Source organism: Gymnodinialimonas ceratoperidinii (assembly GCF_019297855.1).
GTDB classification, from domain to species: domain Bacteria; phylum Pseudomonadota; class Alphaproteobacteria; order Rhodobacterales; family Rhodobacteraceae; genus Gymnodinialimonas; species Gymnodinialimonas ceratoperidinii.
On record NZ_CP079194.1, the window covers coordinates 2,009,602 to 2,022,172 of the forward strand.

Consider the following 12,571-nt stretch of genomic DNA (forward strand, 5'->3'; position numbering starts at 1 on the left):
ATATAGTTCACAATAGAACATCTGACAAGATTGAAAGGGATGATGTGACACTTTCTATCGGCATATGCGGCGGCGGCGTCGGCGGGTTGGCAGCGGCGATCGCTCTGCACCGCGCGGGTCACTCGGTTCAGGTGTTTGAAAAGGCGCGCGCGATCAACCGCGTTGGCGCTGACGTGAACCTGACGCCGAACGCGGTCTTCGCGCTCGATAAGCTCGGCGTCGGCGCGTTCCTGCGCGAACGCGCGGCGCGGCCGACATTCCGCATCAGTCGGGATGGTGTCACCGGAGAGGAAACCTCGCGGCTGCCGATGAGCTCGGCGGCGGAAGAGAAGTACGGCGCGCCACAGCTCACCATCCACCGCGCCGATCTGCTGGAAGCCCTGCGCTCGCAGCTCCCCGAGGGCGCGTTGCACCTGGGTCGGGCGGCGGCCTCGGTCGAGCTTGCCGCGGACAAGGCCACGGTGGCCTTCGCCGACGGAACCAGCGAGGCCTTCGATCTGGTGATCGGCGCCGACGGCATCCATTCGGCCGTGCGGGAAGCGCTCTGGGGCGAGGATCACCCGCGCTACACCGGCATGGTCTCCTACCGCGGCACCTTCCCGCGCGAGGCGGCCGGTGACATTGCCGACGCCGAGGCCTTCACCAAGTGGTGGGGCGAGATCCCCGAGAAGCAGATTGTCACCTTCCCGCTCACGGAAGGCACGGAGATCTTCGTCTTCGCGACCCTGCCGCAGGAGGATTGGTCGGAGGAGGGCTGGACACTGCCCGGAGACGTGGAAGACCTGCGCACGGCCTACGCCAATTTCCATGGCGATGCCCGCAAGCTGCTGAACGCGCTGGATGATGTGACGCGTTCCGCGCTGCATGTGCGCGATCCCATGCCGCAATGGGCCAAGGGGCGCGCGACGCTTCTGGGCGATGCGGCGCATCCGATGGTGCCCTTCATGGCACAGGGCGCCTGCATGGCGATCGAGGACGGCGTCGTGCTGGCCCGCGCCTTGGACAGCAGCCCCGACGATATCGACACCGCGCTTGCGCGGTACGAGACGGAACGCAAGCCCCGCACCGCGCGGGTCCAGGAAAGTTCGCTTGCCAACGACTGGCTGAAAAAGGCCGGCAATGCCGATTGGGTCTATGGCTACAACGCCTGGACCACACCGCTCAACGACATCAAACTCGAAGGGAGTTCCCATGAAACATGTGTATAGCACAGCCTTGCTGGCAGCCGGTATTGCCGCTGCCGTTGGCACCGCCCCCGCCTACGCCGACCCGGTTGAAATCAACGCCGTCACGCTGGCGCCGCGCTCCGTCTACATCACGCAGCCCTTCGCGCAGTTCGTCGAAGAGGTGAACGAGCGGTTCGAGGGCGAGATCGAGATCACCTGGCGCGGTGGCCCGGAAGTCATGCCGCCCTTCGGTCAGGCCGAGGGTGTGCGCAACGGCGCCATGGGGATGACCTACACCAGCCCGAGCTACTACCAGGGCCTGGTGCCGACCTCCGGCACGATGAACCTCTCGTTCATGAACTACGCGGAAATCGCCGAGACCGATTACCACGAGCGCATGACGGAGCTCCACGCCGAGCAGAACCTCGCGTTCATCGGCGAGATCCCGGCCACCGAGCTCGATTTCCGCATCTACATGGGTGAGGAGGTCACGAGCCTTGCCGACCTCGAAGGCAAGCGCATCCGCGTGTTCCCGACCCTGCTGCCGCTGGTGCAGGCTCTGGGCGCCGAGCCGATCGTCCTGCCGATGCAGGAAATTTACACCGCGCTGGAGCGCGGCACCATCGACGGCTTCATGCAGGGCCCTCTGGGCCAGGCAGCGCAGTTCGAAGGCCTCGTCTCCACCGTGATCGAGCCGGGCGTCTACCGCGCAGGCTTCCCCGTCCTGATGAACATGGACCTCTTCAACGAGATGTCGCCGGACCTGCAGGAGCGTTTCACCACCTTCCTTCGTGAAGATTTCGCCCCGCGCATCGACGACATCTGGACCGAGGACATCGCGACAGAGCGTGCCGCACAGGAAGCGGCAGGTTTCGAATACCTGACGCTTTCCGAGGAAGAGGCCGCGCGTTACGAGACCATGGCGATGGACGCCGCCTGGGAGATGACCGCAGAGAACGCCGGCGCCGAAGTCGCCGCAGAACTGCGCGAGATGCTCGACCGCCAGTAAGCGGCGCGGTCCAAGTGATAACGGTGAAGCCGGGTGCCCTCGGCTTCGCCATCCGACACGAACGAAAGGCGGCAGGTAGAGATGTTTTTGGTTAAGCTACGACGCCTGTTGAGCGCCGTGAACCTGTGTTGCGCCATCATCGGCGCGGGCCTTCTGCTCATGATCGCGGTGATCATCTGCTTCGAGGTAACGGTCCGCTCGCTCGGGTTTGCCTCGCAGCTCTGGGTCATCGAGGTCAGCGAATACGCGCTGTTGTTCATCACCTTCCTCGGCGCGCCTTACCTGCTTGAGAAGAACATGCATGTGGTTCTCGACCTGGTCTACGACAGCCTCTCGCATCGCCCCCGCATCGTTCTGCAGATCATCAACGCGACCATCGGGCTTGCGCTTTGCGGGATCCTGACCGTGATCGGGATCAGCGTGGTGGTGGAGCAGTTCCAGCTTGGCGTCCGGCAAGTCACCGTGATGCGCCCGCTGAGCTGGTGGATCACACTGGCGATGCCCGTCGGCATGGCCCTCATGACCCTGGAGTTTCTCTTGCAGATGATCCGTTCCTTCCGCGGCGAGAGGGTCTGAACCATGGAATGGTATGTCACGCTCGCGGTAATCCTGTTGCCGCTCTTCGTCCTGATGATGATGGGCCTGCCCGTCGCCTTCTCCTTCCTCGCGGTCAATCTGGTGGGTGCCTACCTTCTGATGGGGGGCTTTGCGGGGTTGGAGCAACTTGTCCTCAACACCGTGGGTTCGATCACCAGTTTCACGCTGATCCCCATCGCGCTGTTCATGATCATGGGCGAGGCGATGTTCCGATCGGGCATCGCGATCGAGTTGATGGACACGCTCGACAAATGGTTCGGCAAGCTGCGCGGGCGGCTCGCGCTGATGGCTGTGGGCGGCGGCGTGCTGTTCTCCACGCTGACCGGCAACTCCATGGGCTCCATCGCACTTCTGGGCTCCTCGCTGACGCCCGAGATGGAGAAGCGCGGCTACGCCAAATCCATGTCCCTCGGTCCGATCCTCGGCTCCTCCGGCCTCGCGATCATGATCCCGCCCTCGTCGCTGGCGGTGGTTCTGGGCGTGATCGGTGACATCTCCATCGGGCGCATCCTGATCGGCATCATCGTGCCGGGCCTCGTCATGGCGCTGCTCTACATCGCCTACATCCTCGGCCGCTGCCACCTGCAGCCGCACCTCGCCCCTTCCTTCGACGTGCCGCCCGTGACCCTCGGTGAGAAGATGCGCGCGACGGTGGTCAACATCCTGCCGCTTTCGGTCATCGTCTTCTCGGTGGTGGGCGTGATCTTCCTCGGCATCGCCACCCCGAGCGAGGCCGCCGCCACCGGCGCCTTCGCGACGCTGGCACTGGCCGCCTTGCGCGGCCGCCTGACGGGCAAGGTCTTCGGCGACACGATGTTCTCCAGCGCCAACATCTCGGTCATGGTGCTGCTGATCGTCTCGGGCGCGGTCACCTTCTCGCAGCTTCTGGCCTATACCGGCGCGACCTACGGCATGGTCGACGCGGTCCTCTCGCTCGACATCTCGAACGAGGCCATCGTCTTCATGATGATCATGCTGGTGGTCTTCATGGGCATGTTCATGGGCCCGCTGCCGATCATGCTGATCACCCTGCCGATCTTCATCCCGGTGGTGCAGCAGTTCAACATGGACCTGATCTGGTTCGCGGCGCTGTTCCTCGTGGCGATCGAGACCGGCGCGACCTCTCCACCCTTCGGCGCGGCGCTCTTCGTGATGAAGGCCGTGGCCCCGAAAGGGACGACCATGGGCGAGATCTACCGCGCGGCGGTGCCGTTCATCATCCTCGACCTCGCGGCGATCCTGCTGATCTTCTTCATCCCCGAGCTGGTGACCTTCCCGGTCGACCTGATGTTCCGATGACCCGGCCAAACTTTCTGGTGATCATGACCGATCAGCAGCGCGCGGATCACCTGGGCTGCTACGGCAACGACATCGTCCGGACGCCCCATATCGACGCGCTGGCCGCGCGGGGCACGCGGTTCGATCGCTTCTACGTCGCCAACCCGATCTGCCAGCCCAACCGCGCGGCGCTGGCTACGGGGCAGCTGACCTCGGTCAACGGGTGCCGGCAGAACGGCATCCCCCTCGGGCTGGATGCCACGACCTACGCCGACGTGCTGCGCGCATCGGGCTATCGCACCGGGCTGGTGGGCAAGGCGCACTTCCAGAACGTCTCGCCCATTCCCGCGCCGGTCCCGCCCGCCAAGGGGCAGGGGGAGGCACCGCCCGATCCCTACGACCTCGCCCGGCGGAGCCAGCGGCGCGGCCCGGAATATGCCCACGAGATCCGCAAGAACTGGGTCGAGAACCCCGACCGCGAGGTGCCGCGCCCCTACTACGGCTTCGACCACCTGCGCCTGTGCATCGGCCACGGCGACCAGGTTGAGGGTCATTACTCGCGCTGGCTGAAAGATCGCCTCGACGGCGCGCCCGATCCCCGGGGCCGGGCCGCTGCGCTCGACAACACGCCCGGCGACGCGCCGCAGGTCTGGCGCACGGCCGTCCCGGAGGAGCTCTACCCGACCAGCTACGTCGGGCAGGAGGCCTGCGATTTCATTGCCGCCGCCGATGAGGATCCCTTCCTGCTGCTGGTGTCCTTCCCGGACCCCCACCATCCCTTCACGCCGCCGGGCCACTACTTCGACATGTACGACCCCGACGACATGCCGCTGCCCGAAAGCTTCGATCATCCCACGCGCGCGCGCCGCGATCTGCCGCGCCACATCCAGCGCGTCTACGAGATCGGCGCCGAGAAGCCCGACGCCTATTGGCCCTTCCACACCGATGCCGAGGCCACGCGCCGGATGATCGCGCTCAACTACGGCGCGATCACCATGGTCGACGATTGGGTGGGTCGCATCATGGCCGCGCTGGAACAAAGCGGGCAGGCCGAGGACACCGTGGTCATCTTCATGTCCGACCACGGCGATTACATGGGCGATCACGGCACCGTTCTGAAGCACGGGCTGCACACCCACGGGCTGATCCGTGTGCCGCTGATCTGGGCCGACCCCCGGCGCGGGGCAGAGGTCTCGGCCTTGCAGGGCAGCGCCATCGACTTCGCGCCGACGCTGTTGCAAAGCGCCGGGCTGAAGTGCCCCGTCGGCATGCAGGGCCGCGACCTGCTGGCCGAGGATGCCGCCGACCTGCCGGTGCTGATCGAGGACTCGGGTCTCGCCTTTGCCAGCGATGATGGCCGCACGGCGAGCCGCACGCTGGTGCACGAGGGCTGGCGGTTGAGCCTTTTCGAGGGCACGGACCTGGGCGAGCTCTACGATCTCGAGGCCGACCCCCACGAGCTGTCGAACCTCTGGGCCGACCCGGCCCATGCCACGCGCCGCGCCGAGATGATCAAGCACCTCGCCCAACGCATGCTCGCGCTGCGTGACACCTCGCTGCTCTCCACCCATCAGGCGTGATGCAAATGCAGGGCCGCGCGCTGAACATCTTGATCATCGGCGGCGGCATCGCCGGATGCTGCGCGGCGATTGCTCTCGGGCAGGCTGGCCACCGGGTGCGGATCGTCGAGAAGCAGAGCGAATGGCGCTTCCAGAGCTCAGGCATCTTCGTCTATGCCAACGGATTGGAAAGCCTCGGGAAACTCGGCCTGCTGGACGACATCCTCGCCGCCGGCTTCGCGGTGCCCGACGGGCGCAACGCCTATTACGATCACCGCGGCCGCCCCATCGTGGAGACCTTCTATCCCACCGCTGATGGTGGGACGATCCCCGCCATCCTCGGGATCAAACGCGCCGAGATGCACCGGGTCATGGCGGCCCGTGTCGCGGCCCTGGGGGTGCCGATCTCTCTTGGGACCACCGTGACGAACCTGCAGGAACAGACCGACGGCATCACGGCGGTGCTGTCGGACGGCAGTAACGAAATGGTCGACCTCGTGGTCGGCGCGGACGGGTTGCGCTCGGCCACCCGCGCGATGATCGGCATCGACGTCGCGCCGCGCTACACCGGGGTCGGCGTCTGGCGCTCGGTCCACCGGAGGCCGCCGGAGCTGACCGACAAGATCATGATGATGGGGCCAGCCAAGCGTTTCGGCATCATGCCGATCAGCGACGACCGGCTCTACACCTTCGGCACCATGGCAGAGCCGGCGGGCAGCTACTACGCCCCCGCCGATTGGCCGCAGCTGATGCGCGCGCGCTTCGCCGAGTTCGAAGGCCCCGCCGCACCCTTCCTCGCCGAGTTGAACGCCGAGAGCGAGGTGCTCTACACCGCCGTCGAGGAGGTCGCCCTGCCGTTGCACTGGCACCGGGGCCGGGTGCAGCTGATCGGCGACGCGGCCCATGCCTCGACGCCTTTCATGGGGCAGGGCGGGGCGATGGCGATGGAGGACGCGGTGGTGCTGGCCGAGGCGCTGGCAGCCGTGCCCGATCTCGAGGCCGCGCTCACTGCCTTTGGGCAGGCGCGGTTCCCGGTCTGCGAATTCGTGCAGAACGTCTCGCGCGCCGTGGGCGAAGACGGCGCGCGGGAGACGTCTGGCGATGAAGAGGCGCGCCACGCTGCCTTGCGAGAGACCGCGCAAGCCAAGGTGGATGGCTTCTATATGAGGCTCGCTGAGTTGCGTGCCTCGGCGCGGTTCTGACGACGCGTCTATCCCGGCAGGCGCAGCCGCCCGAAGATATCTGCCTCGCCATGATCCAGCGCGCCGATGCCGGCCTCGGCGGACCACAGGCCGCCCATGATCTCCGCACCGTCGAGCACGACCTCACCGTCGATCCGCGCGCCTTCCAGCGTCACGTTCGCCATCATCAGCGCATTCCGCAACGAGAGGGAGCGGAGCGTGGCACCGGCAAGCGACAACACGCCCTGCAACTCGCAATCGTCCAGAAGGACGTCCTCGGCCTCCAGCTGATCCGCTCGCAGATCGGTGCGAAAGGAGGCCTCGCGGAGGTCACAGGTGCCCTTGATGGTGGCTTTGCGCAGCCACGCGAGGCCGCGAAACCGCGTGCCCCGCGCGCTCAACCCGCCGTTGAGTTGCGCGCCCGAAAGGTCGAAGCCGCGCACCTCCATGCCGTCGAGCACCAAGGGCTCGTCCAGCACGAGGCCGCGGGCATCGACATGCTCGCCGTGGTGCCAGGGACGCTGGAGGTCGGCAATAAGCTCATCCACTGTCATGTGAACACGAAGCCCCTGTTTACCGGCAACACCTGCCCGGTGAGGGTCAGCGCCGCCTCGCTCAGCAGGAAGGCGACCGTTCCGGCCACGTCCTCGGGCGGTTGCGGGCCGGGCACGGCGCGGCCGGTGCCGTATTGGTCGTGGCGTGCCTGCGGGACGTAATCGGTGCTCTCGGTGGTGAGGATGCCCGGCGCGATGGCGGTGACGCCGATCCCGTCAGGCCCCAACTCGCGCGCGAGCGAGCGGGTCATCGACATGACCGCGCCCTTCGAGGCGACATAGCTCATCAGGTTGGGCGCGCCCCAAAGCGCGGTGTCCGAGGCGACGTTGACGATCCGCCCCGTGCCCGCGGCGCGCAGGGCAGGGGTGGCGGCCTTGGTCATCAGCCATGTGCCGCGAACGTTGACCTCCATCACCCGGTCCCAGGTGTCGATGTCGACCTCCTCGAAGCCGATGCCGCCGATCCCGGTGGCAATGGCGCCGTTGTTGAAGAGCCCGTGGAGCGGACCCTCCAACTTTGCGCCAAGCGCCTCGATGCTGGCGGGGTCGCGCAGGTCGACGCGGTGGAAGTCGGCATCCAGCTCTCCGGCCACCGCGCGGCCTTCATCCTCGAGGATGTCGGCAAGGGTCAGCTGCGCGCCGGCTTCTGCCAGATGCCGGGCGATGACCGCGCCCAATCCGCGCGCGGCCCCGGTGAGCAGGATGTGCCGGCCGGCAAGGTCGCAGGCCAGGCTCATTGCGCGGCCACGCCGTCGGCTGCCGCATCTTCCGCTTCAATCTGCGTGCGGGCGAGGCGATTGAGCGCCCGGCGCAGGTGCGCAAGACCGATGTCATGCTGGTAGAGCATCTCGCGGCGACGGGCGTCGTCGGGCATGCCTTCCAGCATCACGCGGTCCTGTTCCAGCACGTTCCAGTGCCGCTCTTCCAGCCGCGCCCGGAACAGGAAGCGCCAGCTGTCACGCTCGAAACCCTGCACCTTGCGCATGCGCCAGAAGAAGACCTTGCAGCGCTGCGGGCCCATGGGCAGCACGTAGCCCACGATGCGCATGTTGCCGCCGGGGCCGGCCGAGGGCGGGTAGGGGATGTCGAGGTGGCAATACATGCCGCCTTCGGGGGTCTCGAACTCGACCCAGTCGAAGTTCTCGCCGGTCTGTCCCACGCGGGCGACGCGGAAGCCGTCCTCGCGGTTGTCCAGTTCCAGCAGGTCCTGCTTGGAGCCGAAGGCGAGGGTGAAGCTCTCGGCGTGCAGGTAGCAGCCGTGCATCGGATCGGCGAGGTTGTCGAGCGCATAGCGGTAGTTCACGTCCCAGACCGCGGTGCACAGGAAGCCTTCCCACTCCGGGTCCGTCAGCTCGGGCGAGAGCGGCAGCTCGGGCGGCTCGGTCGCCTCGTCGGAGGACATGAAGACGAAGACCGCGTCGCTGTGCTCGGCCACGTGGAAGGAGCGCAGCGCCTTGCGGCCCTCCATCGGGCAATCGGGCATGGCGGGCACTTGCTGCACGGTGCCGGTGCCGTCCACCACGACGCCGTGGTAGCGGCAACCGATGTGCTCGCCGTGGATCTCGCCGTAGCTCAGCGGCGCGCCGCGGTGCGGGCAGAAATCCTCGATGCATTTGATCGAGCCGTCCGAGGTGCGCCACATGACCAGCTTCTGCCCGAGCGCCACGACGCCCACGGGGCGGTCGCTGCGGACCTCGACAGATTTGGCGACCGGATACCATTGATCCCGGACACCTTCGTTCACGCGCGCTTCGATCCGCGCTCTCTTCTCTGGTGATAATGCCATGATATCCTCCCTTCAGGCTCCGAAGCCGTGTTCCTGATAGGCCGCGTCCAGATCGGCGTTGATCGCCTTCAGTTCCGCGGCCAGAGTCTCTGCCGTCCAGTCGGGCTTGCCGGTGGAGGGCCGGGCGACCTTGCGCGCGGCCAGAGCCTCGGCCAGATCGGCCTCTCCCGTTTTCCCTTCGTCATAGATCGCCATCAGCGCGTCGGCCAAGGCGTCCTCTGCCTCGGTCAGGGGGCGCCCCCGACCCTGATGGGCCAGCTCGGGCCGTCCGGCGGCGCGGGCGGCCTGCATCATTTCCTTGAACGCATCGGGGCGGTTGTTGCTGCTCATCACGTTCATCCTTTCTTGTAGACCGCGCCATCGTCGCCGGAGGTGCCGATCACGGTCCAGACCGTCGCGGCGCCCGCACCGGGATTGCGCAGGTAATGTGCCTGACCTGCCGGTGTCTTGACCAGATCGCGCGGGCCAAGCTCGACACTGGCTTCTTCGCCGTCTTCGCCGACCCAGACAACCTCCACGCTGCCCTCGAGGCACAGATAGGCGTCTTCCACGGTGCGCGTGAAGGGTGCCAGTTTCGCGCCCATGGGCAGGCCCCACATCTCCTTGCGGGTGCTGTCGTGGTGAACCGCGCCGGGCGCATCGCCCACGTAGACCTTGCGGGTGAAGCCCGCGTCTTCCCAGATCGTCGGCAGCTCTGCGAAGCGCACGACGTAATCGGACATCAGTTTCTGGATCTCGTGCTCGCCATTGCGGTCGAAGGGCATGGTGTTGCCCGGCTCTGCGCCGAAGGTCCGCGCCAGCTCGGCCGGATGCTCCTTGGGGTGGTAGTGGTAGACCGGGGGCAGGGGTTTGCCCACGTCGACCGAGATCGACATCATTACCGGCTCCACGCCGTCGACGCGGAAGCCGTGGCCGATTTCGCGGGCGTTGAGGATCATGTCCTTGGGACCGAGGTTCACCTCGACGACCTCGCCGTGCTTCTCCCACCCGACGATCAGCGCGCCGGAGATGATCAGGAAGCTCTCCTCGATCTCGTGGCTGTGGCAGGCGGCGTAGCGACCCGGCTCCTTGTAGATCATGCTGAGGGTGAAGTTGTCGGCCTTCAGGGTAGAGGGGTCACCCACCTTGGGCGAGCCGCCGGCACCGATGTAGCGCATCTGGGCGCGGGCGAGGTCCTCGAAACCGTCGTTGGACGGAAAGGCGTTCCAATCGAATTTCTTGTCGACGAAGCGCCCGGTGTGCGCCTCCATCTTTTCGGCAAGGGTCGTGGTGGGAGTGGCTGCGACGTTCATGGTGATCCTCCGCTTGAATTGTGCTTGACCCGAACGTACCGCAGACGCTCAAGTTGGGAAGCTCGCGTTTTACCGGTGAAACGCATTGGAGGCCTGATGAGCGAGAATGACCCCTACGCCGTCCCCGCCCTTGTGCGCGGGCTGAAGCTGCTGCAGGCCTTCACGCCGCAGCAGCCCGAACAGACGATGGCGCAACTGGCGCAGAAGCTCGGCATCACCCGGTCCGCTGTGTTCCGCACCGTGCACACGCTGGTGCAGGAAGGGTTCCTCCTCGCGGTGCCCGACGGCAAACACTTCCGCCTCGGCCCCGCCGTGCTGCGCGTCAGCTACGGCTATCTTGCCAGCCGCGAGCTTCTGGAAGTGGCGCAGAAACCGCTGGAAGCAATGCGCGATCAGCTCGATTGGTCCGGTCATCTCGGGGTGCTCGACGGGCGGCAGATCCTCTACCTGATGCGCCTGCCGGCCTCCGATGGCCTCTCGTCGCTGGTGCACGTGGGAAGCCGCCTGCCGGTGACCATGACCGCGATGGGGCGGGTGCTGCTGACCCAGAAGACCGAGCCGCAGATCCGCCGCCTGCTGGACGGACAGCCGAAACTGGCGATCGAGCGCGCTCTTGCGGCCTGGCAGACCGACCGCGCCAGCCCCTCGGTCATTCACAACGGCAGTTTCGAGACCGGGCTCTGCAGCGTCGCCGCGCCGATCTACGACATGTCTGGCGACGTCGTGGCCGCCATCAGCGCCACGAAACAGACCGAAGAAGTCCCGCCCCACGTGGAGCGCGAGGTTCTGAAATCCGCCTACGCCATCAGCCGCGCCATGGGGTTCGAGCCGGCCTGATCCCGCAGCCCACGCGCGTCCCGCGCCGTGCCCTCTTGGAAGATTCGCCCGCAGCCTTCATATGGGGGAAGAATTATCCTAGACAGACAGCCCCCGCGAAGCCGCGCCCGCAAGCGCCCTGAGCAACCGCCCGAGAAGACGCAGATGCACCTGAACCGACACGCCAGATTGTCCGTCGCCCCGATGATGGACTGGACCGATCGCCATTGCCGCTACTTCCATCGGCTGATGTCGCGCGAGGCGTTGCTCTATACCGAGATGGTCACCGCCCCCGCCGTGATCAACGGCGACCGCGCGCGACTGCTGGATTACGACGCGGCCGAGCATCCTGTCGCCCTGCAGCTTGGCGGCTCCGTGCCCGAGGAACTCGCTCAGGCCACCCGGATCGCCAATGATTGGGGCTATGACGAGGTGAACCTCAACGTCGGCTGTCCCTCGGACCGGGTGCAATCGGGCTGCTTCGGCGCGGTGCTGATGAAGAGCCCTGCGCTGGTCGCCGACTGCGTCAGGGCCATGCAGGAGGCCAGCGCCGTGGAGGTCACGGTGAAATGCCGCATCGGTGTCGACGAGCAGGACCCGCAGGAGGCGCTGCCCGCGTTTCTCGATGCGATGGTCGCGGCAGGGGTGCAGCGGGTCACGATCCATGCCCGCAAGGCTTGGCTGCAAGGGCTCAGCCCGAAGCAGAACCGTGACGTGCCGCCGCTCGACTACGATCTCGTGCACGTGATGAAGCGCGAATATCCGCAGCTGCATCTCTCGATCAACGGCGGCGTCACGACACTGGACGAGGCCCGCACGCATCTCGATGCCGGAATGGACGGCGTGATGTTCGGCCGCGCCGCCTACCACACGCCCGCCGAGGTTCTTTTGCAGGCCGACCAGCTGATCTTCGGCGCCGCGCATCCTGCCCGGACCGCCGAGCAGGTGGCGCTCGACATGATCCCCTATATCGACGCGCATCTGGCCGCCGGAGGGCGTTTGAACCAGATCACCCGCCACATCCTCGGCCTCTTCGCCGGCCGCCCCGGCGCGCGCGGCTGGAAGCGCGTCCTCTCCGAGGGCGCCCACCTCGACGGCGCCGGGCCGGAGCTGATCGAACGCGCCCTGCAGGAAGTCACCGCCCGCGCCGCATGACCCCCGAAATCGCTGCGCAAGATGCCGGATTTGAGATTGCGGGGCCGGGACGGTGCGGATATACCGCCCGACAGCGGACCCTTAGCTCAGCTGGATAGAGCGCTGCCCTCCGAAGGCAGAGGCCAGAGGTTCGAATCCTCTAGGGTCCGCCATTTTCGTAAATACTTCGCAAACATCG

At 66.4% G+C, this 12,571-nt stretch carries 13 protein-coding genes and 1 tRNA gene; 9 read left to right on the forward strand and 5 right to left on the reverse strand.

Going from position 1 to position 12,571, the window contains the following annotated elements:
- The first annotated feature begins 44 nt into the window (after positions 1–44).
- The 6 genes from KYE46_RS09790 to KYE46_RS09815 all read left to right on the forward strand — a co-directional run bounded on the left by KYE46_RS09790 (position 45) and on the right by KYE46_RS09815 (position 6,811).
- Complete coding sequence (locus tag KYE46_RS09790; RefSeq protein WP_219000441.1) at positions 45–1,208, forward strand: FAD-dependent monooxygenase; 1,164 nt, start codon at positions 45–47, stop codon at positions 1,206–1,208.
- Positions 1,192–2,175, forward strand: a complete 984-nt coding sequence (gene dctP / locus KYE46_RS09795; RefSeq protein WP_219000442.1) for a TRAP transporter substrate-binding protein DctP — start codon at positions 1,192–1,194, stop codon at positions 2,173–2,175. The genes KYE46_RS09790 and dctP overlap by 17 nt, the downstream gene beginning before the upstream one ends.
- Before the next feature lie 81 nt (positions 2,176–2,256).
- The gene (locus KYE46_RS09800) at positions 2,257–2,751 is read left to right on the forward strand and encodes a TRAP transporter small permease (RefSeq protein ID WP_219000443.1); all 495 of its coding nucleotides are present in this window, start codon (positions 2,257–2,259) and stop codon (positions 2,749–2,751) included.
- Between the two features lie 3 nt (positions 2,752–2,754).
- The gene (locus KYE46_RS09805) at positions 2,755–4,071 is read left to right on the forward strand and encodes a TRAP transporter large permease (RefSeq protein WP_219000444.1); all 1,317 of its coding nucleotides are present in this window, start codon (positions 2,755–2,757) and stop codon (positions 4,069–4,071) included.
- Positions 4,068–5,630: a sulfatase family protein gene (locus KYE46_RS09810; protein ID WP_219000445.1), complete on the forward strand. Its 1,563-nt coding sequence runs from the start codon at positions 4,068–4,070 to the stop codon at positions 5,628–5,630. Before KYE46_RS09805 ends, KYE46_RS09810 begins: the two co-directional genes overlap by 4 nt.
- On the forward strand, positions 5,630–6,811 hold the full coding sequence (locus tag KYE46_RS09815; RefSeq protein ID WP_219000446.1) for an FAD-dependent oxidoreductase: 1,182 nt from the start codon (positions 5,630–5,632) through the stop codon (positions 6,809–6,811). Before KYE46_RS09810 ends, KYE46_RS09815 begins: the two co-directional genes overlap by 1 nt.
- Before the next feature lie 8 nt (positions 6,812–6,819).
- Here KYE46_RS09815 and KYE46_RS09820 read toward each other — a convergent pair whose 3' ends face one another.
- Genes KYE46_RS09820 through KYE46_RS09840 form a run of 5 tightly spaced genes read right to left on the reverse strand, consistent with a single transcriptional unit; the run spans position 6,820 to position 10,422 of the window.
- Positions 6,820–7,344 (reverse strand): pentapeptide repeat-containing protein, encoded by a 525-nt coding sequence (locus KYE46_RS09820; RefSeq protein ID WP_219000447.1) that lies wholly within the window; start codon positions 7,342–7,344, stop codon positions 6,820–6,822.
- Entirely contained in the window at positions 7,341–8,081 is a 741-nt protein-coding gene (locus tag KYE46_RS09825) for an SDR family oxidoreductase (RefSeq protein WP_219000448.1), read from the reverse strand. The genes KYE46_RS09820 and KYE46_RS09825 overlap by 4 nt, the downstream gene beginning before the upstream one ends.
- Entirely contained in the window at positions 8,078–9,130 is a 1,053-nt protein-coding gene (locus tag KYE46_RS09830) for an aromatic ring-hydroxylating oxygenase subunit alpha (protein WP_219000449.1), read from the reverse strand. The genes KYE46_RS09825 and KYE46_RS09830 overlap by 4 nt, the downstream gene beginning before the upstream one ends.
- A gap of 12 nt (positions 9,131–9,142) precedes the next feature.
- Positions 9,143–9,460 (reverse strand): recombinase-like helix-turn-helix domain-containing protein, encoded by a 318-nt coding sequence (locus tag KYE46_RS09835; RefSeq protein WP_219000450.1) that lies wholly within the window; start codon positions 9,458–9,460, stop codon positions 9,143–9,145.
- A gap of 5 nt (positions 9,461–9,465) precedes the next feature.
- On the reverse strand, positions 9,466–10,422 hold the full coding sequence (locus KYE46_RS09840) for a cupin domain-containing protein (protein WP_219000451.1): 957 nt from the start codon (positions 10,420–10,422) through the stop codon (positions 9,466–9,468).
- A 96-nt stretch (positions 10,423–10,518) separates the two neighbouring features.
- On the opposite strand from KYE46_RS09840, the gene KYE46_RS09845 reads away from it, so the two are divergent.
- The 3 genes from KYE46_RS09845 (at position 10,519) to KYE46_RS09855 (ending at position 12,545) form a co-directional block, all read left to right on the forward strand.
- Positions 10,519–11,259, forward strand: coding sequence for an IclR family transcriptional regulator (locus tag KYE46_RS09845; RefSeq protein WP_219000452.1), 741 nt, complete (start codon positions 10,519–10,521; stop codon positions 11,257–11,259).
- A gap of 144 nt (positions 11,260–11,403) precedes the next feature.
- Positions 11,404–12,393, forward strand: coding sequence for a tRNA dihydrouridine(20/20a) synthase DusA (dusA, locus tag KYE46_RS09850; RefSeq protein ID WP_219000453.1), 990 nt, complete (start codon positions 11,404–11,406; stop codon positions 12,391–12,393).
- Positions 12,394–12,468: 75 nt separating this feature from the next.
- A tRNA-Arg gene (locus KYE46_RS09855) sits at positions 12,469–12,545 on the forward strand.
- The last annotated feature ends 26 nt before the right edge of the window (positions 12,546–12,571 follow it).